A 23,935-nucleotide genomic window follows, 5' to 3' on the forward strand; every position below is an offset into this window, starting at 1 on the left:
TTATGCTAAAAATTATAAAACTAAGCTGTCTTGTTAGCGTGTTTTTTGCTGCTGAATTCTATACACCATTGTATGCTCAGGAAGCTCAGGATTCTACAGCTACTGCAACGACAACTCCAAATAAAAAAATACAAGGCATTTTAGTAAAAGGTGTTGTGAAAAATGCTAAAAACAAAGCCACTTTATCAGGAATCAATGTAACAGTCGATGGATTTTCGGCCGTTATTACTAATGATGATGGTAGTTTTGAAATTAGAGTCCCTAATCTAGAGGCAATTCTGAAAGTAAGTGGTGAAAATTTTCAAACAAAGGTATATGCTTTAAGAAAGCAAAAATCAGGTTTTGAAATCTATTTAAGCGAGGCTAATTATGCGCCCACTTATGAAATGGCAAATCTGGCTGCTAGTGAAAAAATGCAGTACAATAACACCACTGCAGCAAGTGTTGTCAACTTCAAAAATGACCAATGGTCTAGCCCTATTAATGAATCTGTTGGAGGGTTTCTTCAGGGAAAAGTAGCCGGTTTAAATGCTGTTAGAAGTTCAGGAACTCCGGCTGCAGGAAGCTATTTGTCTTTGCGAGGATTTACATCATTATATGCAACTAACAAACCGTTAATCATCGTTGACGGAATGATTTATGATGACGAAGATTATGGGTCAGGAATTTTACAAAATAATATTTCGTCTCCATTGACTAATATTGATGTTAAAGATATAGAGGATGTAACGGTTATTAAAGACGGTTCATCACTTTATGGTACTAAAGGAGCTAATGGAGTAATTAAAATAACTACTACCCGTGCAACAGAATTATCTACTAAAATTGATTTTACAATGTATGGAAGTGCTAACCAGACTCCGGATGATTTACCTTTATTAGGAGCAAATGGTTACCGTACTCATTTATCACAATTAGAAACAACACGTGGATTAACAGCCCCTGAGATTTTTAATTTGCCATATATGAATGACCAAGTAGGTTCACCAGGATATTATAAATATCATAATAATACGAACTGGCAAGATCAGGTTTTTAAACCAAGTGTGAGTCAGAATTATTTTCTGAAAGTTCGTGGAGGTGACGAAATCGCTAAGTTTGGTTTGTCTGTAGGTTATTTGGATAGTAAAGGTATAATTGATCAAACAAATACTAAAAGATACAGTACCCGTTTAAATGCTGCTTTAAAATTAACAGACAGATTATTTGTTGATGCTAATTTATCTTTTGTAAATAGTACTCAGGAACAATGGGATCAGGGTTTTGCATATAAAACAAGTCCTTTATATCTCGCACTCACTAAATCTCCATTTTTAAGAGTTAATGATATTTCTGATTCAGGGGAAGTATCTCCTAATTTAGCAGATGTGGATGATTTTGGTGTCAGTAATCCAAATGCAATTTTAACGAATGGTTTTGGCAGAAATAATAACTACCGTTTCTTTGGAAATTTTAAATTTAAATATGTTTTAAATAATGCATGGGATATTAATACAATTATAGGTTTAACCCTTAATAAAGAAAGAGAAAGCTTCTTTATTCCGGATCAGGGTGTAGCGGATGTTATTCTTCCTACAGCTATTGGAAGCAATCGTTCAGGAAGTGAAATTCAGAGCTATAATAGCCTTTACACAGATACTTATGCAAATTATTTTAAAAATTTTAATAATGACCACAATCTGGAAGTTCATTTTGGACTTAGAACCCAAAATAATAAATCCGAAAGTGATTTAGGTTTAGGTTACAATTCTTCTACAGATGATTTTACTTCTGTAGGAGCAGGATCTAATTTATTACGTCAGGTAGGTGGTGTATTAGGAGAATGGAATTGGTTGAATGTGTATGCTAATGCTGATTACAATTATCGCAATAAATATTTTTTAACAACGAGTTATGCTGTTGATGGTTCGAGTAGATTTGGCGATAAGATGAACGGAAAAGATAAATATGCTTTGATGTCTTCTATTACTGGAGCCTGGTTAGTTTCTTCAGAAGGCTTTATGAAAGGAGCAAAAGCTATCGATTACTTAAAATTGAGAGCTACTTATGGTCATAGCGGAAATGATGATATAGGAAACTTTACAGCTCAGAAATACTATGTTTCTCAAAATTTATTAGGAATGCAAGGTTTAGTAAGAGGTAATATTGGTAATCCTAATTTACAATGGGAAACAGTTAAGAAATTCAATGCCGGAGCTGATTTAGGTTTATTTAACGAAAGACTGAATGCTTCTATAGATGTATTTTCAAATAAAACCGATAATATGATTGTTTATGAAACAGTTAGTGATATAAGTGGTTTTGATTATGCAGTATCTAATAACGGTGCGATGCGTACTTTGGGAGCTGATTTATCATTGAAAGCCCGTATTATTAAGTCAACTGATTTTACATTTGATTTAGCAGTAAATGTAAGCCGTTATAAAAATGAAATACAATCACTGCCAAACGGCGATATTCTTACTCAATTTGCAGGAGCTACTTATTTAACATCAGTAGGTAAGGATGCTAATTTATTTTATGGTTTAAAAACTGCAGGAGTTTACAGTACTACTGCCGAAGCTAATGCAGCGGGATTAAACAGACGTTTAACAAATGGTGAGTTGCTTCCTTTTACTGCCGGTGATGTACGTTTTGTAGATACTAATGGAGATAATGTTATTGATAACAATGACCGTATGGTAATTGGAAATCCTAATCCGGATGTATTGGGTAGTTTTTCAACTAATTTTACGTATAAACGTTTTAGTCTTCAGGCCTTATTCAATTTCTCTATAGGAAATGATATTTACAATGGATTACGTTACAATTTAGAAAAAATGAGCGGTTATGAAAACCAAAGTGCTGCTGTAGCCAACCGCTGGAGAGCTGAAGGTCAGCAAACGGATATGCCAAAAGCAACCTGGGGAGATCCACTGGGGAATTCAGAATTTTCCAGTAGATGGATTGAAGATGGTTCTTATCTAAGGTTAAAAACTTTGGTGTTAGGCTATGATTTTAAAGTAAATGATGCAAATTATGTTAAGTACATCAAACTTTATGCAACTGCTAATAATTTGGTAACTTTTACTAAATATCTTGGCTATGATCCTGAGTTTAGTGCTACTTCATCGATATTTGGTCAGGGAACTGATATTGGTTTAGCTCCTCAGTTCACATCAGTTCAACTGGGACTACGTTTAGGACTTTAATTATTTACTCTTATAGAAAAGAACATACAGATGATAACAACAATAAAAACAAAAACAACAAAAAGTATCGTATCGGTTCTATCGGCTATGACACTATTATTTAGCCTTGGTTCCTGTCAGGACTATCTGGATGTACAACCTGAAGATAAGCTTGTTGGGGATCAATTATATCGTGATGTCTATGATGCTGATGCAGCTGTAGTTGGAATTTATGGTAAGTTTATGAATCTTGCTGAAAAACACGTGATTCTTAATGAGATGCGTGCTGATTTGATGACTACCACAAGAAATTCAAATCCTTATTTAGAACAATTATCTAATCATAATGTATCGGCTGACAATCCTTATATTAGCCCTAAACAGTTTTATGAAGTAATTCAGAATTGTAATGATGCTTTGAAGAATTTCGATATCATGTTAGCCGATAAGAAGTTTACACAGTCACAATATGATCAGCGTTATGCTGATATTGCTTGCATTCGTTCCTGGATTTACCTGCAGTTAGGAATCCAGTTTGGAAGTGTACCTTATGTTACTGAACCAATTGAAACCTTAGAGGATGTTAAAAACATCAATAAATACCCAAGGATTCCTTTAGATCAGCTTGTAGATAAGTTAGTCACTTTTACAGAAAGTCTAACCTATAAAAAGATTTATGATGTAGAAAGCAGTTTGTTAGTTTCTGTGGACGGCTATGATACCAGAAAGTTTTTTATCAATAAAGAGTGTTTATTGGGAGATTTACAACTTTGGAAAGGGAATTATCAATTAGCAGCGGCACATTATAAGAATGTAATGGAAGAAACTCCTGCTGGTGGTGTACAAACCGTAGATAATTATCGTATTAAATGGGCTGAGGTTATTACGAATGAGGATTTATCTGTGGGTTATTTAAGAAATTTTGAGACAGATGCCACTACATTAGTTGATAGTAATACAAAAGGTTGGCGCTCAATCTTTGGGAGAGACAGAGACGTATTATGGAATTCGGAATGGATTTGGTCATTACCATTTGATAGTAATTTCGCACCTGCTAATCCATTTATTGCTTTCTTCTCTAAAACTGGAGGGGATTATTTAGCAAAACCATCACAAAGAGCAATGAATTTATGGGATTCAAATAATCAGATTTTCTATGACCCTAATGGTAATGTTGTATTTGGTTATCCTTATGATGCTCGTGGTTCAAAGTTTACTTATAAAATGGTGTCGGGAGATCCAGTAATCATGAAGTATATTTATAAATATGAAGCTGCAAATGATCAGTTTAAAAGAAACGGAGATTGGTTTTTGTACCGTGCAGCTAAATTACATTTGCGTTATGCTGAAGCTGCAAATAGAGATAATCAGCAAAAAATTGCTTACGCGCTTTTAAATGAAGGAATTAAAAGTGCATATAATGTGTCGCCTCAACCTACTGATGTAACTAATATCCAACAAACAAATCAGCCGTTTCCATATAATTTTGATGCAAGAATGGGAGATGCCCCTAATTACAGAGCACCGTGGCATAGAAATACAGGCGTAAGAGGTCGTGCCAGATTAGAGCCAGTTGGTGCAGTTGGGGATGATATGATTACTACTGAAAATAATATCATTGATGAAGCTGCCTTAGAATTAGCATACGAAGGAAACCGTTGGGAAGACTTAGTACGTATTGCCAGACGTAGAAACGATCCTGCTTTCTTAGCTGATAAAATTTTCGATAAATTAAACAGCGAAGGAAATGCAGAAGCTGCTAATGTCAGAGCAAAATTAATGAATCCTAATAACTGGTATCTACCATTTAACTGGTAATTAAATAAAGAAATAGTAGTGAAAGAGTTTGCAACATATGTTGCAAACTCTTTTTCTTGTTTTATAAAACAAGAAAAATAGGGTTAATTTAAAATAAAGTATTATAGTTGAGTGAGTTGCAAAAGCTTCGACATGTCTATTAAATAATATTTAACCAAAATGTAAAAAATTATGAAAAAATTAAGTGTTTTATTCGTGTTATTATTATGTCTTTTTATTAATGAAATTTCAGCGCAAAAAATATATTATTCTACAGGAGAATTTAGTATAAATGTTTTTGTAAATGGAACGGAAGTACTTAATAATGCTTCAAATAGTGGTGAATTGGATATTGCACAATATCTTACTCACACAAGTGACCCTTGGGATATAATCACAATTTACGCATCAGGTGATACTCCTTTAAGTTTATTTGCTGGTGAATATGGATTACCTACCTATTCAATCGAAAATGAGCCAACTTATGAGGCTAGTTTCGATCATGTTTACGCATCTTATTCTTGTACATGGGCATTGGGCGCAAATGATATGTATATAGAAGTAAATCCTAAAGTGTGGTAAATTAATCACTTTCCCTAATAAGTCAATATTTAATCCTGAAGCAATTCAGGATTTTTTATTTATAATTTGATACAGTTTAAGAACAATGATTGTAGATAATAGTCTGTATTCTAAATAAAAAAAAGATACTAAATTATAATGAAAAAAACCGCCTAAAATCTTAGATTCAAGGCGGTTTTCTCTTATTATTTTAACTTATGTATTCTTCAAATTGATAATTTCCTGTTCTGTAAGTAATCTCCAGTTTCCTCTTGGTAAATTCTTTTTAGTTAGACCGGCAAAAGCAACACGATCGATTCTTAAAACATCATAATCGAAATGTTCAAATATATTACGGACTACTTTGACATTAGAAGTTTTTAGTTTCAGTCCAATTTCACTTTTAGCTTCTCCTTCAATATAGCTTACTTCTTCAACATATACGCGGTGTCCGTCCAGCACTAATCCTTTGCTTATTTTTTCCAGATCTTCAAATTTTAAGTTTTTGTCTAACGAAACCTGGTAGATTTTAGATGATTTTTGATTAGGCAGTGAAAATTTTCTAATCATATCCGTATCATTGGTAAACAATAAAAGACCAGTGGTATTTTTATCCATTCTTCCTACAGCAGCAATTTTTGCAGTAGTAGAACCTTTAACCAGTTCTAATACGTTTCTGAATTCCTGACCCTCGTCAAGAGCTGTAGTGAAGTTTTTAGGTTTGTTTAAAAGAATATATACTTTTTTCTCTGGAGTGAGTTTTACACCGTCAAAATTTACTTCGTCTCCCGGTTTTACCAGATACCCCATTTCAGTTACAGGAACCCCGTTTACTTTTACATTTCCTGATTGAATATAGATATCAGCATCTCTGCGAGAGCAAACTCCCGAGTTAGAAATGTATTTATTTAAACGAATTTCATCTTTTGCCTTCGCTCTTTTAGGAGCCTGATTTGGCTTTTTCTCTATTTTTTTAGTTGCTTCTTCAGCAGCTTTCGCAGTTGGTTTTACTTTTTTAGGCCCTTGTGCTCTTTTAGGCATCGCAGGTTTTGGCTTGTTAGAGCTTGGTCTGGAGCTATTAGGTCTGGAACCACCTCTTTTATTGTTGCCTTCCTTGTTGTTCATAATAATCAAATAATTTACTTCGTCTGTTCGGACTATTTAGCACGAATTCGCGCAAAGATACTACTTATATCGTTGAGAAACGATTTTCGATGATCAGAAAAGCGATAACTGCTTAACTAAATGTGCTTTAAAATAAATGTTGAAGTTTTTTTAAATTTATATTAATAGATTAAATAGACATAAACAATTTTTTTCCGTGCCATAAAATACTTGGGTTGATGAGCATTATACAAAATACTCCGGCCACGATAAGAAATTTAAGTACATTATGAAGTAGTAAAAAATGAGCTTTTGAATTAGATTTCCATAAATATTTTATGAAAAAGATTAGGGTAATCAGACAGAAATAAAAATAAATATCCATATAACCTACATCATAGATTTCGATTAAAAGATAAATAGGGAAGAGCGTAAGAAGACTCAAGAAACTAATCACTTTTTTAGAAAATCGTTCTCCGTAAATAATAGGAATGGTTTTGTAATTGTCAGTTAAATCGCCTTTTATATTTTCTAAGTCCTTAATCATTTCCCGAATAAGTAATAACAGAAACAAAAAAGCGGCATGTGCAGAAATTACAGCAAACTGTCTTTTATAGGTTTCTATTTCATATAGAGGTAATCGGGTGTAATAATATAACAAGATAGCAAAGAAAGGAAGAACTGCTAAAAGTGCTGCCATAAGATTGCCTATCCAGGGCTGTTTTTTTATTTTATGAGAGTAAAACCAAATGAGGAAAATATAAACAGAAAAGAATAAAAAAGCACGCCATGAAATAAATAACGCTATTAAAGCTACAATAAAGTTTAAAGCAAAATAAACCTTTAATTTTGTGCTTTGACTTATCAGCCGGTCTAACATGGACTTGTTGGGACGATTGATTAAATCTTTCCGGCTGTCGTAAAAATTATTGATAATATAACCTGAGGCGATAGTAACAGAAGAAGCAAATACAATTAAAAATAAATTAAAATCCAGAAGGATATCTAAAGCCCGAATTTCCGGGGCAAGGATAAATATGGCTGACAGGTATTGTGCTAAAATGATAATTGGAATGTTATAGCCCCTGACAACAGAGAACAAACTAATAATTTTTAACGCTAAAAGTTTGTTTTTTCTACTTAACATGTTTTTACTTCTCTTAATAGTATTCGTTCTAAAACCGTGATTATTTTTTATCAAATTTAATGGTTTGTTTTTAAAACGAGCTTGATTTATTTAAAAAGAACTAAAAAAGAAGTGGTTTAGTATTTTATTTTTTAGTTTAGAAGGATCAGGCAACAGCTTCGGGCTTTTTTGGTATTTTTACAGTAAACCGGGTGCCTAAATTAATTTCAGAGGTTATTTCAATGGTTCCGTTTAAATTTTCAATAGTATCTTTTACTAAATACAAACCTAAACCCGACCCCTTATTATCGTTGGTAGTAACAAAAAACATATCAAATATTTTGTTTTGATATTCTTGTTTTACCCCAATTCCATTATCCTCAATTGAAATATAGATATTATCTTTATCCTGATAGGTTTTTATGGCTATAAATGGAGATTCTTTTTGTATATCTGAATATTTGATAGCATTTGTCAAGATGTTGTTGATGATGATTTTTAGTTTTAATTCATCACTAATAATGCTGTCAATATTTAATTCTTTGCTAATATGTATGCGTTTGAATTCCTGACGGTATTGATTTTGAACAATTGCTTCTTCAATAATCTGACTCAGATTCACTTTAGTGAACGTCATTGTTGTTTTTTTATTTCTGGAGTAATCAATAATGTCTTTTATAAACTGATCCTGTTTGTCAAGGCTTTCTTGCATGAGTTCTAAATAGTATCTTATTTGAGTCATGTCATTTTCAGCATTCATGATTTCTATTAATCCTTTTAAAGATAAAATAGGAGATCTTAAATCGTGTGATGCACTGTACACAAATTTATCTAACTCTTTGTTGGCAATGGTTAAGTTTTTATTAATTTCTTCAATTTCCTGTTTAGAACGTCTTAGTTTATTAATCATTAACATATAATAAATACTGGCACTTCCTATTATAATTAAGATAAGAAAAAAGTTAATTAGCAATAAGATATTTTTAATAATACGACTTCCGGAACTTAATGTTTCCGAAAAAAGACGTTCTTTTAAAGTGAGTTTGGAACTAATTCCCTTTATTTTTATTAAGATGACTTCCTTGTCCTGATTACTTAAATTACTGCTGATAATTTTTTGGTTGACAGTATTGCCAATTTGTTCTAATTCTTCGACTAGTTTATCTGCTTCTTCCCATTCTTTTATGGCTTTTGCAAAAAAAGAAACCTTTCTAAAGTTTTTAAAAAGCCATATTAGATCATCAAAATCCTCCGGGCTATTTCTTCCCGCCCTAAGACTTTGTTCGATATTTTCAATTGGAATATCGTTAAGGAGTCCTATCCGGGCCATTTTGTCTCCTTTTGGGACAGCTAATTCCTTATTGAATAATTGCCATTCACTATTCTCCTTAGTAAAAAGGTAGGTGAGTAAATGACGTGTAGCATCTTTTTGTCCTTTCGAATAAAGAGATTCTCCATTTATATAAGCTCTCGATGATGATAATATTTTTATGGTAAAAAAATTGGTGACAATTAACAAAGTACATGATATAGCTACTATGAGCAGAGGAGTAAGAGAATTACGGAGCTTAATTTTTTTAAAAAAAGTAGTTTTAAGCATATTGTTTTTTTAAATTATTAATAAAAAAAACATAAACTAAAGATACAGTATTTTTACGTTATAAAAGTAAGATTTTGTTTAATTTTCTAGTAGAATAAAAATGATTTATAGTTTTGTTTTCAGTGCTTTATTAAAAAGTAATTGCTTTTTTTGCATAAAAAAACCAGAATAAACAATTATTCTGGTTACTTTTTATAAATGTGAACTATTAAACAGGAATTAAAATTGATAAACGACTTCAAGTTTATAGTCTTTCAAAGAAGCTTTTGCCCGTTCTAAATCTTCTGTAAAACCCAAAATATAACCGCCGCCACCGGAGCCGCATAGTTTTAAATAATAATCATTTGTCTCAATTCCTTTTTGCCAGATTTCATGAAATTGTTCCGGAATCATTGGCTTAAAATGACTTAAAACTACTCTGGACAATTTTTTAGTATTGGTAAATAAGGATTTCATGTCACCGCCAAGGAAATTCTCTACACAGGCATCTGTGTATTTTACAAATTGATTTTTCAACATGGTACGGAAACCTTTGTCTTTAAGGTTTTCCATGAAAATATTAATCATAGGAGCTGTTTCTCCAATAATTCCGGAGTCTAATAAAAAAACAGCAGCTTTGCCGTCAAAACTTTGAGTAGGAATTCCGGTTGCTTCAATATTGTCTTTTGAATTAATTAAAATAGGAATACTCAAATAGCTGTTTAGAGGGTCTAATCCGGAACTTTTCCCGTGGAAAAAACTCTCCATTTGGGAAAAAATATTTTTTAGTTGTAATAATTTGTCACGGGTAAGATTTTCAAGAACTGTAATTTTGTTTTGAGCATATTTATCATAAATTGCCGCTACCAGTGCCCCACTGCTTCCTACGCCGTAACCTTGCGGAATACTGGAGTCAAAATACATTCCGGTATCAATATCGTTTTTTAAAGACTTTAAATCAAAAGAAACTAAGTTTGCCTGCTCATTTTCTAGTTTTTCTAAATAATCAGCAAAACGTTTTAAACTGGCATTAGAAGCAATGGCTTCTGCTGAAGGATTATCTTCTTTTTTTAAGGCTCCGTTATAGAAATTATAAGGAATGGACAATCCTTTAGAATCACGAATAATTCCATATTCTCCAAAGAGTAATATTTTTGAGTAAAATAGAGGTCCTTTCATACGAGTTGATAATTGACAATTAGTAATTGATAATTATTTATTTTTAGAAGTATTAATTATACTGATGAGTAATTTTAATATTTCGACAATTTTATATTTAATATTTTGAAATTCTGTTTCGGTTAAATAATTGGTTTCATATAATAAATCTAACCAATATTCTGTTTCATTTGCTTCTTTTAAAGATATGGATAATTTGTGAATAAATCAGCTTTACTTTGTGCATATTCCGCTTCTCTAATATTAGCTCCTATAGAAGTCCCGGCACGTAGCATTTGTTTTGATAAAATAAATTCTTTTTTATCGAATAAAAGCTTATAAAGTATAACAATTTCTATTGCAAAAGAAAAAGACTTTTCTTTAATTACGTTTTTCTTTTCCCTAGAATTATTAATTATCCATTATTAATTATCAATTGACTTCCATTTCCAATTTCGTCACAAAGGTACTGTCCATTTTGACAAAAGACAACTAATTCGTCCTTAATAAATTGCAATACAGTCTCTTTGTGTGTGTTTGGGTATAAAACATGCACATTGGCACCGGCATCCAGTGTAAAACAAACAGGAATTAGAGATTCGGCTCTGAATTTCCAAATTTTGTTAATAATTTCCAGTGTATTTGGTTTCATCAGGATAAAATAAGGCATAGAAGTCATCATCATAGCATGCAGAGTCAGTGCTTCGCTTTCTACTATTTTAATGAACTCTTCCAGATTTCCATTTTCAAAAATTCCAATTAGTTTATTCAGGTTTTCATGGGCCTGTTCAAATCGCCTTTCGGCAAAAGGATGATTGTGCATCAAGTCGTGTCCTACAGTACTGGAAACCTGCTTTTCACCTTTGTCAACAAGCAAAATAGTATCTTGGTAATTTTTGAAATTTTCATGAATAGCATACGGGAACTCAACTCCAAATAAATCCGAACTCCCTTCAATATTAGCCTGGTTTCCCCAAACTACCACTTCGCCTTTTACACTTCGACAGGCACTTCCTGAACCCAGTCGTGCTAAAAGTGAAGCTTTTTGATAAAAATAATCTTCGGTCATTTCCGGATTTAAAGCTCTTTCGAGACTCATCATGTTCATTGCTAAAGCTGCCATTCCGGATGCTGAAGAAGCAATTCCTGAACTATGCGGAAATGTATTTCGAGTGTCAATTGTAAAATGATAATCTTTCAAAAAAGGCAAATAGATTTCGATTCTTTCGAAGAATTTCTGAATTTTGGGTTTGAAATCTTCTTTGGGTTTTCCTTCAAACAACAAATCGAAAGAGAACTTATCAGTGTTGTTTTTTTTCTCGAATGCCAATTTGGTAATCGTTTTGCAGTTGTTTAAAGTAAAACTCACTGATGGATTAGCCGGAATTTGATCTGCTTTTTTTCCCCAGTATTTCACTAAGGCAATGTTGCTGGGAGCGCTCCATTGAAACTGACCGCTTTCTAAAGTTTGAGAATATGAAGTTGGAATAAAATCCTTTGCTGTAAACATGAATGATAAAATTTTCGCAAAGATACTTTTTTTGATTTATTCATACATTTCTTTATTTGTTCAATCAGTATAAAGTTTTTGATTATTTTTGAAAAAAAGAAAGAAATGAATAAGATTACTAAAATACTCATTGTTGTCGTTACTTGTCTGGCTATAGGTTATTTTTCCGGGATGGTGACCCGTTCTGCCATTACAGATTGGTATCCAACTTTAGAAAAACCAGTTTTTAACCCGCCTAATTGGGTTTTTGCACCGGTGTGGAGTATGTTGTACATTATGATGGGAGTGGCAGCGGGACTGGTTTGGAACCGAATCGATTTTGAAAAAGAACTGGTTAAAAAAGCCCTGATTCTTTTTGCAATTCAACTAGCTTTAAATGCACTTTGGTCCTATTTGTTTTTTGGTTTACACAACCCTATGTTGGCCGGTTTAGAAATAATCGTGCTTTGGCTGTTTATTTATGAAACCTATTTGCAATTTTCTAAAATCAATAAAATTGCAGGCTATTTATTTATTCCTTATTTGGCGTGGGTAAGTTTTGCTGCAGTTTTGAATATAAGTATCTGGTGGTTGAATCGATAAAATGTACAATTTCAAAAATCAAATTCAGTAAGTAGCAATAATTTATTCTGGAGTGTGTAACTTTTTGAATTCCAAATTCTTTTTGAATAAAAAATCCATCGTTACCAGAATATTATTTGATGTTGCGATGTTTTTTGAGTTAGAATCAACATCGCAAAATTCAAGAAATAATTCGATTTCATCAGGTTTTAATTTCAAGGTTTCAAAGAAATAGTTTTGATCACAACTTGTTCTTGCTAAGTCTTTAAAAGGAATTATGGGTTTCTCTTTTTTTACGGTTTCTTTTTCTTTTTTAAATAATCCTGCAATCATTCCGCCAATACGTATGAAATCTATTCCGTTTTCAATGGTTCCCATATTAACACCAATAACTTTTGGTGTGTATGCTGATTTTTCTAAACCGTATTCATCTAGCTTATCTACTGCATACTTTGAACCCGAATTTAACTTTATAGAAGGTATTTTAGTGATGACTACTTCTTTTAATTCTTCCGCTTTTAATGTTAATTCAATGATTAAATTCTTGTCATTTGTAATTAAAGGATTGACAATGATTTTTTTAATATCATAGTTTTTGGCTATAAAAACCAAGGTGTCATTCATTTTTGCATCAATTGAAAAGTAGCCATTAGCATCAGAAATACTAATGTCTTTTGTGCTTGCATTGATAATATCTACTTTTGAAATTGCGTAATTATTAAATACAATTTTTCCTTTTATTGTTTGTGAGAAACTAATTTGAAAAGACAAAAGAACTAAAGTGCTGAGTAATTTTATTTTCATAGATTTGGTCTAATAGCTTGAAAGTAAAACTATTAGATTCTTCTTAATGAAAACTTACTAAATATGTAAAGTCTTGTTAATTTATTCTTATAAATAAAATTTTAATTTTCTCCTTTGATGATTTGTGTAATTGTGTTGGCTATCCGGTCTACTTTTGTTTGATCCTTTTTTGCTGCATAAATCCAGTCAATATAGGCTTTTTGTGTTCCTTGGGTTAAGTTGGTGAAAATTTCATAAGCTCCCGGCTCGTCTTTTAAACAAAGTGCTAATTCATCCGGGATTTCAATAGCTGAATTATCTTTGTGCAAAATGACTTTAACATAATCTCCGGCTTCTTTTTTAATCTTTTTTCTAACAGCAGCTTTTAACGGAAGAAACAGTTTCCCATTTCCCATGGGCATTAATTTGTAATTCTTTAATTCATAATTATCAATACTTCCGCAAACGCTTACCCAGCCAAAAGGAGCTCTTTTGTCTTGTGCTATTTCAGGTATAACAGCATACGTCCAGCCACCTTTTCCAGGGAATTTTTCAAGTAAGTATTCCTTATTAACTAAAGGCTTTTCCATTGTTTAAAATAATAATCTAACTTATTCAGCGTGTATTTTTCTGAATTCGATACTTTTTTTATAGAGAAAATCCATTAGTACAAGATCATTTGAATTTTCAGATAAAGTCTTTTTAGATTCAGGATCAAAATTGCAGAAAGTAAGAAAAGCATCTATTTCTTCCTTTTTTAATTGTAAAGTTTCAGTATAGAATTTTTCATCAAAACTGTTTGCGGCCAGTTCTTTAAATTCTTTTTCAGGAATTTCTTTTTCTTCTTTTCCTTTAAATAAGCGAGCCAGTTTTTGTCCGATTTTTACAAAATCCATCCCGTTTTCAATAGAGCCATCATTTACGCCAGGAGTTTTTAAAGCATTTGCTCTTTTGCGGACTCCTGCTTCTTCACTTTTTTGTTGTTCCCATTTTTTATCTAATCCCCAATCAATATCTACCCGATGAATAATAACTTCTTTAAGTTCTTCGGGAGTTTTCTCAATTCTGACAATGATATTATTGGTTTCTAAATCCTGGACACCTAGTTTTATTCCTTTTAAAGTATAGTCTTTTACATAAAAAAGAATACTGTCATTTACACTTGCTGATAGTATAAACTCTCCTTTTTCATTAGTTCTCGTGCCCGTTTGTGTGTTTTTATTGATTACATCAACATTTTGAAGTAAGAAATTATCAGACATCACTTTTCCTCTAAGGAGCTTGTGGACTTGGGAATACGTGACTTGACTAATAAAGGCGAACAGAATCAGAAGTAACTTTACTTTCATGGTAAATTAATTTGTAAGTAAAATTACTTTTTTTATTGAAAGTATTTCGGATATTCAGCGTAAATTTTTGTTAAATCGCATTGGCCAGAATAAATCCGCTGGTCCAGGCGTTCTGGAAATTAAATCCTCCTGTGATCGCGTCAATATTGACGATTTCACCAGCAAAATAGAGATTTCTGTGTAATTTACTTTCCATAGTTTTAAAATTGATTTCTTTTAAATCAATTCCGCCTGCAGTAACAAATTCATCTTTAAAAGTACTTTTTCCATTGACCTGAAAACTGGCATTCGTGAGTTGTCCGGCCAGGTTTTGAATCTGAACTTTAGACAAATCCGCCCATTTGGTTTCTATGGAAATCCCGGAAGCAAGCACTAAACTTTCCCAAAGCCTGTTAGTTAGTTCGAAAGGCGATTTTTTAGCCACTAATTTTTTAGCCTGATTCTGTTTCAGGTCTTTTAATAACTGTTCAGCTTCTTTTGTGTCAACATCATTCAGCCAATTGACAAAAATGCTAAACTGATAGTTTTTATCATGTAAAATTCGTGCTCCCCAAGCTGATAATTTCAATATTGCCGGACCGCTCATTCCCCAATGAGTAATCAACAATGGACCCGTTGAAGTCAATTTTGTATCTTTTACTTTTACAGAAACCTGTGCTGAAACTCCGGGTAATTCTTTGATTCTTGAGTCTTTAATATTGAAGGTAAATAATGAAGGAACAGGATTTATAATTGCATGACCATAAGTTTGTAGTAAATCCCAGATTTTTGGATTACTTCCTGTAGCCATGATTAATTTTTCTGTCAGATAGCTTTCGTTTTGTGTTTCTATCTTCCAGAGATTTTCTCCCGAAATTTCAGGATTAAAAATAGATTGCACCCGCTGTACTGTCAATACTGAAATCCCCAGTTTTTTAGTGGCATTCAGGAAACAGTCAATGATGGTTTGCGACGAATTAGAAACAGGAAACATTCTTCCGTCTTCTTCGATTTTAAGTTCCACACCATGTTTTTCAAACCATTCGATGGTATCTCCGGAACAAAATTGATGAAAAGGACCTCTTAATTCTTTTTCACCGCGCGGATAAAATTTAACTAATTCGTTAGGTTCAAAACAGGCGTGAGTTACATTACAACGACCACCGCCGGAAATGCGTACTTTTTGCAATACTTCGGCAGCACGTTCTAAAATAGCTACTTTTAATGTTGGTTTTTTCTCTACAATATTAATCGCTGTAAAAAAACCTGCTGCGCCACCGCCAACAATTATAATGTCAAAATTCTGGTTCATATTCGGTCTGGAAAGTCGGAAATGATTCCGTTTACGTTAAATGATTTCATCTCTTTTATATCTTCAATTTCATTAACAGTCCACGGATAGACTTCAAATCCTGCATTTTGCATTTCGACAGTTTTTTCGGCAGTTAATAAATGAAAATAAGGATGTACTGATCTTGCCTGGATGGTTTTTGCGAAAGCGAAAGCCAAATCCAGATCATTTTCGGTTAAAACACCAATCCTGATATTAGAGTTTAAAAAAGAAACCTGTTGTAAGGCAGTCCAGTCAAAACTGGAGATGATAAACTGATTGTAATTCCATTTCTTTTCCTCAACATATTTTTCAATTAAATCCACTACTTTTTCAGTGGCATCATAGCTTTTTATTTCAATATTGACCTCACACCTTTGATTAATAAGATTTAAAACCTGGGATAAAGTAGGGATGTGGTATTTTTTATCAATTAAAAAACGTTTTAATTGAGGTAATGAAAAATTTTTTACAAAGCCTGTATGATCAGTAACGCGGTCCACTGTTTCATCATGAATGACTATTATTTCATTATCTGAACTTAAATGAACATCGAGTTCAATGCGGTCAACATGTAAATCGATTGCTTTCTGAAAACTTTTTAAAGTATTTTCAGGTTCGTATCCTTTGGCTCCCCGATGACCTATTTTAAGCATAAATGGTAATTTTTGCAAAGATAGTTAATGCAGTCTGAGTATCATTCTAATTCTAAAATTAAAGCCGATTTGCCTTCGATAAAAATAGTGTTTTCCAACTGGTATATTTCATCTGTTAAAACGTCTTTTGCAGTTTTATATTCTCCAATATTTTCTTTAAATCGCAGTGTGCTGATTTCCTGATTCTCCGGATTGTTGTTGATGATTACCATTACACTTTTTAACAGATTGTATCTAAAATAAACATATACGTTGTGTTCCGGGATATAATGCGTTGTTTTTCCAAAATGAACAGCGTCATTGGTCTTTCGCCAATGAAATAATTTGGAAGTAAAATCAAAATAAGCATTCTGGCATTCGGAGCGAGTTTCGGGATTGAAGGCATTGTTTTCGTCACTATCCCAGCCACCGGGAAAATCTCTTCTAATATCGGCATCACCTAAATTTTGATCTCCGGACATACCAATTTCGGAGCCGTAATATAATTGTGGAATTCCGCGTAAAGTAGCGAGCATACACATTGCCATTTTGTATTTTCGAATATCATTATTATAAATCTGATTGAAGCGTTTGCTGTCATGATTTTCGGCAAAAATCAACAGATTATTCGCATTTGGAAACAAAAAATCCCGGGCAATAATATCATATACTCTGGTAATTCCTCTGTCCCAGCTGCCATCGTCTTCGTCAAAAATAATCTGGAAAGCATCTAAAAGTGCAAAATCCATCACACTGGGTAAATTAGAATTGAAATTCTGAATCTTTCCTATCGGGCTGTCTTTTTGCCAATAGGACAAAAGTCCCTGATTACGCATGGTTATTTCGCCCACAAGATTAAATTCAGGGTATTCATTTGTAATGGCTTTGGTCCATTTTGCAATATATTCAGGTTCTGAATAGTTATAAGTATCGATTCGGAGCCCGTCTAAATTGGCATATTCAATCCACCAAATCGCATTTTGAATTAAATAATTAAAAACCAGCGGATTTACGATATTTAAATCCGGCATCGAAGGGACAAACCACCCGTTGATACAGGTATTGCGGTCAATTTCAGATGCGTTAGGGTCGCTTATGGTACTTCTTTTATGGTTGGTTTGAGTATAATTTTCAAATTGATGAATCCAGTCAGCGGTAGGTAAATCTTGCACCATCCAGTGTTGTAGTCCCCAGTGGTTGGTGACATAATCCATGACTAATTTCATATCCCGTTGATGAATTTCATTTGCTAAACGAATGTAGTCTTCATTCGTTCCGAAACGCGGGTCAATTTTATAAACATCCGATTGTCCGTAGCCGTGATAAGAATATTCAGGATCGTTGTCTTCACAAAGAGGGGTACTCCAGATGGTCGTAATACCTAATGAGTGAATGTAATCCAGATGTTGAATGATTCCTTCGATATCGCCACCATGTCTTCCTCCGGGTAAATCCCGGTTGTATTTTTCAATGGTAAACTTGTCGTTGTCATTGTTTTTGTTTCCGTTAGCAAAACGGTCAGGCATTAAAAGATAAATAGTATCCGAGGAATCAAAACTTTTGCGAAGAGATGCGTTTTTTCTTCTTGCTCTTAACTCATATTTTTGAATAAAAGTGGTTTTGTCTTTTTGTTTAAATATAAAATCAATTTCGTTTGCAGCTATCTTTTGAGTATTGATGGTTACAAAAATAAAGTTAGGATTTTCGGTTCGTTTTACATTGGTAATAGCACTGTTGTTAGGAATTGTAATTTGGCATTGTGCAATATTATTTCCGTAAAAAAGAATCTGAATTTCGGGATTGTGCATTCCTGAAAACCAAAAAGGAGGCTCTATTCTTTGTATTAATGGATGTAATTCAGTATTCATAAAATAGAAAATTAGAGCAGTAGCATAAACAAAGCTTAGATTTTGAAATTAATTGGCTATTCATGAAATAGAAGCTGACGAACAACTGATTTTAAACGAATGTACTAAAAATAAAACTATTCAGGAATGGATGGAGTTTAAATAATTCTTATAAAAAACGAAGCTGCCCGGTTGATGAGCAGCTTCAGGTTTATCAGATATTCAATAAAATTTAGATTTTACCGTTTTTGATTTCTTCTACAATTTCTGGATTTAATAAAGTAGTTGTATCTCCAAAATTAGAATAATCCCCTTCAGCAATCTTGCGGAGAATTCTACGCATGATTTTTCCGGAACGTGTTTTTGGCAATCCGGATACAAACTGGATTTTATCTAATTTAGCGATTGGACCTATGTGAGCTGAAATATGCTGGTTGATTTCTTTTGCTAAGTTTTCTTTATCACGTTTTTCACCAGTTTCTTTTAGGATTACAAAACCATAAAGAGCATTTCCTTTAATATCGTGAGGGAATCCTACAATGGCACTTTCGGCTACAGCCAAATGCTCGTTGATGGCATCTTCAATAGGGGCAGTTCCCAGATTGTGTCCGGAAACAATTACCACATCATCTACACGTCCGGTGATTCTGTAATAACCTACTTCATCACGTAAAGCTCCGTCACCACTAAAATATTTGCCTGGAAAGGCAGAGAAATAAGTGTCTTTATAACGTTGATGATCGCCCCAGATGGTTCTGGCAATCCCCGGCCATGGATATTTGATACACAAACTTCCCACTACCTGATTGTCTTCAATTTCATTGCGTTTTTCATCCATTAAAACCGCCTGAATTCCCGGAAGTGGTAAAGTGGCATAAGTGGGTTTTGTAGGTGTAATAAACGGAAGCGGAGAGATAAGAATTCCTCCTGTTTCTGTTTGCCACCAGGTATCTACTATCGGACAGCGTTTTCCGCCCACATGGTCATTGTACCAGTGCCAGGCTTCTTCGTTGATAGGTTCTCCCACTGAGCCAATAACTTTCAGTGTACTTAAAGGATATTTTTGAATATAATCTAAACTTTCTTTAGCCAAAGCTCTGATAGCAGTAGGTGCGGTATAAAATTGATTTACTTTATGTTTTTCAATCACTTCCCAAAAACGGCTAAAATCAGGATACGATGGAACGCCTTCAAAAATAACGGTTGTAGCTCCATTCAATAGTGGTCCGTATAAAATATAAGAGTGTCCGGTAATCCAGCCAATATCAGCAGTACACCAGAAAATATCGTTTTCTTCGTAATTAAAAACATTTTGAAAGGTATAAGCAGTATACACCATATAACCTGCTGTAGTATGGACCATTCCTTTCGGTTTTCCTGTAGAACCCGAAGTGTAAAGAATAAACAAAGGATCTTCGGCATCCATAATTTCAGCAGTGTTGTTGTCTGAAGCTTTTTCTAATAGTGGTGCTAACCAGTGATCGCGCCCTTCTTTCATCTGCACGGAAGAGTTGATACGGTTTACTACTAACACATTTTCTACCGAAGGACAATTAGTTAAAGCCTCATCAATAATACCTTTTAAATCAATGGTTTTGTTTCCGCGGTATCCACCGTCTGAGGTGATTACCATTTTACATTCACTATCATTAATTCTGCTGGCTACTGCTGATGCCGAAAAACCGGCAAAAACTACCGAGTGAATAGCTCCGATACGGGCACAGGCAAGAGTAGTAATGGCTAATTCAGGAATCATTGGTAAATAAATGCATACGCGATCTCCTTTTTTAATGCCCTGACTCAATAAAACATTAGCCATTTTACTTACCTGCTGGTGTAATTCATTGTAGGTAATAGATTGGGAATCCTCATCAGGATTGTTAGGTTCAAAAATAATAGCTGTTTTATCTCCCTTTTTTGCAAGATGACGATCAATACAGTTTTTAGTAATGTTTACCTTTGCATCTGCAAACCATTTTATTTCGGCCTCAGCCATATTAAAATCGACAACTTTGTCCCATTCCTGATACCAGGTGAAATTTTCAGAAGCGATTTTATCCCAGAATTTTTTGGGGTCTTTTATCGATTTTTTGTATTCTTTAAAATATTCTTCGAAATTGCTTATTTTGTAACGACTCATAATTTTGTTTATATTTAGTTTTTGTTAGTTTAATAATTCCTGTGTCTGTTCAACAAGTTTTTTGAGAGAAAACGGTTTGGTGATATATAAATTAGCACCCAGCGAAAGTCCTTTTTTTATGTCTGTTTCTTTATTTTTTGCCGAAAGAAAAATCACTTTACAATTTTCTAATCGCGGTTCCTGTTTTATTTGTTCTAATGTAGTGTAGCCGTCAACCATAGGCATCATCACATCCAGAATGATGATGTCAGGGAGTTGTTTTTTTAAAATATCCAATGCCTCCTGTCCGTCTCGGGCAATAAATACTTCAAAGTTGTTTTTCTTAAAAGTGTATTCCAGTGACATCACTATATTAGGTTCATCGTCAACGATTAATATTTTCTTCATTTTTCAGTAGTGTTGTAATTGGGTAATGTAAAAATAATAGTTGTTCCGTTATCAATAGAACTTTTTGCCCATATTTTTCCTTTATGGTGTTCGATTATTTTTTTGCAAATAGCTAATCCTAAGCCGCTTCCTATTGGCTTTTTTATGTTTTGATTTCTGGATTGATAAAATTTATCAAAAACAGCTTCTAAATCTTCCTGTTTTATTTCTTTACCATTGTTATGTATACTGATAGTGATAAAATCTGAGTCATCAGCAACCTGGATACTGATTTCTCCTTCGGTATCCGCACAAAATTTTATAGCATTTGAAAGTAAATTATGCAGCACCTGAATAATGCGTTCTTCATCATAAAATGCTTTTATTGGTTGCTTTTTAGTGTCAAATTTTACGTGTATGCTTTTATTTGTAATCAATTGTTGCAATGATTCCAGTGTGCTTTGAATGGTTTTATTAATATCGTTTTTAGAAAGATATATTTTTTGTTTTCCGGTTTCAAATTTTTCTAAATCCAGTAATTTGTCAATTAAACGGTTAAGCCGGTCTGATTCGGAAATAATATTTTGCAGAAATTTTTGACGCACTTCTGTTGGGATATTTTCATCATCATGAAGGATTTCAGTTGCTGCCCTGATGGCGGTTATGGGAGTTCTTAATTCATGAGTTACCGTATCAAGGAATTCATCTTTTTGAATGTCTTTGTTAATGAGTTCCTGATTTGCAATCTGAAGTTGTTCGGAAATTTTTTTTAGTTCATTGGAACTTTCAGTGAGCTTCTTGTTGATTATGATGTTTTCCTTGGATTCTTCCAGAATACGTAAAACTTCGGGCAGGCTTATTTTGTCCTCTTTTGCAACACTGGAAATCACTATTTTGGCGGAAGCTGTACCAATGTGGCCGGTTAACAGATTTTCGGCAAATTTTATAAATCGGGCGTCGGCAATTTTATTGTCTTTGTCAATATTATATTTTAGATTAAAAATGGTCAGTGCGCGTTTGGTTCTTTCGATGCCCAGAAAACGTTCCAGTATTTTTTCAATATCCGAAATGTTAGCTGTTCCTTTCCAGACATAGGCATTTTCGTGATTCGTTATATAGCGGTCGATATCGACAAACATTTCAGCATAATTACGTTCTCTGTAGTTTCCGCTAAAGCTTACAGAAACAGCTATGTAGCTTAAAAAATTGACTAGTAAACTCCAGAAAACGGCTTGCGGAATGGGATCTAAGTAATCTAATCCGAAAAGGTGAAAAGGTTTTAATAATGCAATTCCCCACGGACCTTCCTGTACAAATGTACTTGCTGACTTTGTTGTGCCAATGGCATACGGAATTAATAAGGTGTAAAAACAAATTAAAAATCCCAGAATAATACCGGTTAAAGCCCCTTTTTTAGAGCCTCGTTTCCAAAATAAAGCACCAAAAAAGGCAGGTGCAAGCTGTGCTATTATTACAAAAGAAACCAATCCGATAGAAACTAAAGTATAGTCTAATACAAAGACACGATAAATGATATAAGCTAAAACAATAAGTGAAAAAATACCTATTTTACGGCTAAGCACAATTCGTTTTGTATTCTTTTCCTGAGAAGTATTTTCTAATGATCCAATAAATCCATAAGGGATTAAAAGATTGTTACTCAGCATGGTTGCCAGTGCTATTGAAGAAACGATAATCATTGAAATAGCAGCCGAAAATCCTCCCAGAAAAACTAAAGTTGTTAGAAAATTATTATTATAATATTGTGGTATTAATAAAGAATAGGTGTCTGAATTAAGACTTTGCGTTCCAAAAAGAATATTTCCTCCCCAGGCTATAGGAAACACAAAAATGTTAAACAGCAGTAAATAGAGTGGAAGCAGCCAAATGGCTGTCCGGATGTGTTTTTCCTGATTGTTTTCTACAATAGCAGTATGAAACTGTCTGGGAAGAATAAAAATAGCAAACATTGAAATAAGACACAGGAAAAACCAATTAATACCATTACTCAATGGTCCGATAGTGTTTTTTTTATCGAAATTTTCTAAGACAGAAGCTTTTGTATAAATATCATCAAAACCATCAAAAACAAAATAGGTTACATACACACCAATGATTAAAAAGAAAACTAATTTCAATATGGATTCAATGGCAATAGCGGTTACAATTCCGCGTCTTTTTTCAGAAGCATCTACATATTTATTGCCGTAATATGAGGCAAATAATGCCAGAGCCACACAAATATAAGTGGTGTTGTCACTAAAAATATTAGAACTTGCCTGCGTTTTAGTTACAATATGAAAAGTATCTGAAATAGCTTTGAGTTGTAAAGCGATATAAGGTACAATTCCAAAAATAGATATTAATGTTACAGCAGCTCCCAGCGAACGACTGTTACCATATCGCAACGAAATAAAATCGGCGATGCTTGTTATTTTGTTGATTCTGGAAATCCGGATAATTCTTTTCAGAATAATAATCCAGGTAGGAATGATAATTATGGGCCCCAGATAAATAGGTAAATAATCTAAGCCTGATTTTGCTGCTAAACCGATACTTCCATAATAAGTCCACGCTGTACAGTAAACGGCTAAAGAGAAAGAATAGATATAAGGATTATTGGTCCATTTAGAATGGCTTCTTTTTTCAGACCAGTGTGCAATATAAAAAAGTATTACCACATAGACGGCTAATATGGTCAAAAGCCCAAGACTACTCATAATATTTTTTAATGATTAAGTAGGTTGTGCCAATAGAAAATAACCAGGCCGAAAAGAGATAGATGTAAATAACAGGAAAACCAAATACGGGTTTAGAACTGTCAAATAAAAGGATAAGCGGAATGTTCAATGCTAAAATCATCAGCATTGAAAGAATAATTAGTTTTTGTTCATGTCTTTTTTTCATAGAAATGAAACACACAATAGTCTTACTTTTAAA

19 protein-coding genes and 1 pseudogene are annotated in these 23,935 nt (G+C 33.3%); 4 read left to right on the forward strand and 16 right to left on the reverse strand.

Annotated elements, in window-relative coordinates; genetic code table 11:
* The first annotated feature begins 2 nt into the window (after window positions 1–2).
* The 3 genes from ABS764_RS10365 to ABS764_RS10375 all read left to right on the forward strand — a co-directional run bounded on the left by ABS764_RS10365 (window position 3) and on the right by ABS764_RS10375 (window position 5,549).
* Window positions 3–3,191, forward strand: coding sequence for a SusC/RagA family TonB-linked outer membrane protein (locus tag ABS764_RS10365; RefSeq protein ID WP_408081722.1), 3,189 nt, complete (start codon window positions 3–5; stop codon window positions 3,189–3,191).
* A gap of 30 nt (window positions 3,192–3,221) precedes the next feature.
* The gene (locus ABS764_RS10370) at window positions 3,222–4,988 is read left to right on the forward strand and encodes a RagB/SusD family nutrient uptake outer membrane protein (protein WP_408081724.1); all 1,767 of its coding nucleotides are present in this window, start codon (window positions 3,222–3,224) and stop codon (window positions 4,986–4,988) included.
* Between the two features lie 171 nt (window positions 4,989–5,159).
* Window positions 5,160–5,549 carry a hypothetical protein gene (locus ABS764_RS10375; protein ID WP_408081726.1) on the forward strand — a complete coding sequence of 130 codons (390 nt, stop codon included), beginning with the start codon at window positions 5,160–5,162 and terminating at the stop codon, window positions 5,547–5,549.
* 195 nt (window positions 5,550–5,744) lie between these two features.
* Here ABS764_RS10375 and ABS764_RS10380 read toward each other — a convergent pair whose 3' ends face one another.
* From ABS764_RS10380 to ABS764_RS10405, 6 genes and pseudogenes are all read right to left on the reverse strand, one after another.
* Window positions 5,745–6,653 (reverse strand): pseudouridine synthase, encoded by a 909-nt coding sequence (locus ABS764_RS10380; protein WP_408081727.1) that lies wholly within the window; start codon window positions 6,651–6,653, stop codon window positions 5,745–5,747.
* Between the two features lie 169 nt (window positions 6,654–6,822).
* Complete coding sequence (locus ABS764_RS10385) at window positions 6,823–7,779, reverse strand: geranylgeranylglycerol-phosphate geranylgeranyltransferase (protein ID WP_408081728.1); 957 nt, start codon at window positions 7,777–7,779, stop codon at window positions 6,823–6,825.
* Window positions 7,780–7,924: 145 nt separating this feature from the next.
* Complete coding sequence (locus ABS764_RS10390) at window positions 7,925–9,358, reverse strand: sensor histidine kinase (RefSeq protein WP_408081729.1); 1,434 nt, start codon at window positions 9,356–9,358, stop codon at window positions 7,925–7,927.
* A 219-nt stretch (window positions 9,359–9,577) separates the two neighbouring features.
* A complete protein-coding gene (locus ABS764_RS10395; RefSeq protein ID WP_408081730.1) occupies window positions 9,578–10,516 on the reverse strand; it encodes a mevalonate kinase family protein in 939 nt (312 codons plus the stop codon).
* Between the two features lie 33 nt (window positions 10,517–10,549).
* Window positions 10,550–10,911, reverse strand: a pseudogene (locus ABS764_RS10400) (four helix bundle protein).
* A complete protein-coding gene (locus ABS764_RS10405; protein WP_408081731.1) occupies window positions 10,911–12,005 on the reverse strand; it encodes a diphosphomevalonate/mevalonate 3,5-bisphosphate decarboxylase family protein in 1,095 nt (364 codons plus the stop codon). Before ABS764_RS10405 ends, ABS764_RS10400 begins: the two are co-directional and overlap by 1 nt.
* 105 nt (window positions 12,006–12,110) lie before the next feature.
* Between ABS764_RS10405 and ABS764_RS10410 the strand changes: the two genes are divergently transcribed.
* Window positions 12,111–12,587, forward strand: a complete 477-nt coding sequence (locus tag ABS764_RS10410; protein WP_408081732.1) for a TspO/MBR family protein — start codon at window positions 12,111–12,113, stop codon at window positions 12,585–12,587.
* 42 nt (window positions 12,588–12,629) lie between these two features.
* Here the strand turns inward: ABS764_RS10410 and ABS764_RS10415 are convergent, their stop codons facing one another.
* The 10 genes from ABS764_RS10415 to ABS764_RS10460 all read right to left on the reverse strand — a co-directional run bounded on the left by ABS764_RS10415 (window position 12,630) and on the right by ABS764_RS10460 (window position 23,902).
* The gene (locus ABS764_RS10415) at window positions 12,630–13,370 is read right to left on the reverse strand and encodes a hypothetical protein (RefSeq protein ID WP_408081733.1); all 741 of its coding nucleotides are present in this window, start codon (window positions 13,368–13,370) and stop codon (window positions 12,630–12,632) included.
* Window positions 13,371–13,471: 101 nt separating this feature from the next.
* Entirely contained in the window at window positions 13,472–13,939 is a 468-nt protein-coding gene (locus ABS764_RS10420; RefSeq protein WP_408081734.1) for a DUF1905 domain-containing protein, read from the reverse strand.
* Between the two features lie 21 nt (window positions 13,940–13,960).
* Window positions 13,961–14,611: a hypothetical protein gene (locus ABS764_RS10425; RefSeq protein WP_408081735.1), complete on the reverse strand. Its 651-nt coding sequence runs from the start codon at window positions 14,609–14,611 to the stop codon at window positions 13,961–13,963.
* Window positions 14,612–14,768: 157 nt separating this feature from the next.
* Window positions 14,769–15,989 (reverse strand): BaiN/RdsA family NAD(P)/FAD-dependent oxidoreductase, encoded by a 1,221-nt coding sequence (locus tag ABS764_RS10430; RefSeq protein WP_408081736.1) that lies wholly within the window; start codon window positions 15,987–15,989, stop codon window positions 14,769–14,771.
* A complete protein-coding gene (locus ABS764_RS10435) occupies window positions 15,986–16,663 on the reverse strand; it encodes a glycerophosphodiester phosphodiesterase (RefSeq protein ID WP_408081737.1) in 678 nt (225 codons plus the stop codon). Before ABS764_RS10435 ends, ABS764_RS10430 begins: the two co-directional genes overlap by 4 nt.
* A gap of 41 nt (window positions 16,664–16,704) precedes the next feature.
* Entirely contained in the window at window positions 16,705–18,510 is a 1,806-nt protein-coding gene (locus tag ABS764_RS10440) for a glycoside hydrolase family 13 protein (RefSeq protein WP_408081738.1), read from the reverse strand.
* Window positions 18,511–18,721: 211 nt separating this feature from the next.
* Window positions 18,722–20,629 (reverse strand): acetate--CoA ligase, encoded by a 1,908-nt coding sequence (gene acs, locus ABS764_RS10445; RefSeq protein ID WP_408081739.1) that lies wholly within the window; start codon window positions 20,627–20,629, stop codon window positions 18,722–18,724.
* 24 nt (window positions 20,630–20,653) lie between these two features.
* Window positions 20,654–21,016: a response regulator transcription factor gene (locus tag ABS764_RS10450; protein WP_408081740.1), complete on the reverse strand. Its 363-nt coding sequence runs from the start codon at window positions 21,014–21,016 to the stop codon at window positions 20,654–20,656.
* Window positions 21,013–23,715, reverse strand: coding sequence for an ATP-binding protein (locus ABS764_RS10455; protein ID WP_408081741.1), 2,703 nt, complete (start codon window positions 23,713–23,715; stop codon window positions 21,013–21,015). The genes ABS764_RS10450 and ABS764_RS10455 overlap by 4 nt, the downstream gene beginning before the upstream one ends.
* Window positions 23,708–23,902, reverse strand: a complete 195-nt coding sequence (locus ABS764_RS10460) for a hypothetical protein (RefSeq protein ID WP_408081742.1) — start codon at window positions 23,900–23,902, stop codon at window positions 23,708–23,710. Before ABS764_RS10460 ends, ABS764_RS10455 begins: the two co-directional genes overlap by 8 nt.
* Window positions 23,903–23,935: the final 33 nt, after the last annotated feature.

Origin of the sequence: Flavobacterium plantiphilum, assembly GCF_046000495.1 — a bacterium.
Lineage (GTDB): Bacteria > Bacteroidota > Bacteroidia > Flavobacteriales > Flavobacteriaceae > Flavobacterium > Flavobacterium plantiphilum.

Bases quoted from the DNA above. Each gene is read 5' to 3' on its own strand.
- ABS764_RS10460 (WP_408081742.1), bottom strand. From the start codon at position 23,902: ATGAAAAAAAGACATGAACAAAAACTAATTATTCTTTCAATGCTGATG.
- ABS764_RS10375 (WP_408081726.1), top strand. From the start codon at position 5,160: ATGAAAAAATTAAGTGTTTTATTCGTGTTATTATTATGTCTTTTTATT.
- ABS764_RS10390 (WP_408081729.1), bottom strand. From the start codon at position 9,358: ATGCTTAAAACTACTTTTTTTAAAAAAATTAAGCTCCGTAATTCTCTT.
- acs (WP_408081739.1), bottom strand. From the start codon at position 20,629: ATGAGTCGTTACAAAATAAGCAATTTCGAAGAATATTTTAAAGAATAC.
- ABS764_RS10385 (WP_408081728.1), bottom strand. From the start codon at position 7,779: ATGTTAAGTAGAAAAAACAAACTTTTAGCGTTAAAAATTATTAGTTTG.
- ABS764_RS10415 (WP_408081733.1), bottom strand. From the start codon at position 13,370: ATGAAAATAAAATTACTCAGCACTTTAGTTCTTTTGTCTTTTCAAATT.
- ABS764_RS10410 (WP_408081732.1), top strand. From the start codon at position 12,111: ATGAATAAGATTACTAAAATACTCATTGTTGTCGTTACTTGTCTGGCT.
- ABS764_RS10440 (WP_408081738.1), bottom strand. From the start codon at position 18,510: ATGAATACTGAATTACATCCATTAATACAAAGAATAGAGCCTCCTTTT.
- ABS764_RS10405 (WP_408081731.1), bottom strand. From the start codon at position 12,005: ATGTTTACAGCAAAGGATTTTATTCCAACTTCATATTCTCAAACTTTA.
- ABS764_RS10435 (WP_408081737.1), bottom strand. From the start codon at position 16,663: ATGCTTAAAATAGGTCATCGGGGAGCCAAAGGATACGAACCTGAAAAT.
- ABS764_RS10395 (WP_408081730.1), bottom strand. From the start codon at position 10,516: ATGAAAGGACCTCTATTTTACTCAAAAATATTACTCTTTGGAGAATAT.
- ABS764_RS10370 (WP_408081724.1), top strand. From the start codon at position 3,222: ATGATAACAACAATAAAAACAAAAACAACAAAAAGTATCGTATCGGTT.
- ABS764_RS10365 (WP_408081722.1), top strand. From the start codon at position 3: ATGCTAAAAATTATAAAACTAAGCTGTCTTGTTAGCGTGTTTTTTGCT.
- ABS764_RS10455 (WP_408081741.1), bottom strand. From the start codon at position 23,715: ATGAGTAGTCTTGGGCTTTTGACCATATTAGCCGTCTATGTGGTAATA.
- ABS764_RS10380 (WP_408081727.1), bottom strand. From the start codon at position 6,653: ATGAACAACAAGGAAGGCAACAATAAAAGAGGTGGTTCCAGACCTAAT.
- ABS764_RS10420 (WP_408081734.1), bottom strand. From the start codon at position 13,939: ATGGAAAAGCCTTTAGTTAATAAGGAATACTTACTTGAAAAATTCCCT.
- ABS764_RS10450 (WP_408081740.1), bottom strand. From the start codon at position 21,016: ATGAAGAAAATATTAATCGTTGACGATGAACCTAATATAGTGATGTCA.
- ABS764_RS10425 (WP_408081735.1), bottom strand. From the start codon at position 14,611: ATGTCTGATAATTTCTTACTTCAAAATGTTGATGTAATCAATAAAAAC.
- ABS764_RS10430 (WP_408081736.1), bottom strand. From the start codon at position 15,989: ATGAACCAGAATTTTGACATTATAATTGTTGGCGGTGGCGCAGCAGGT.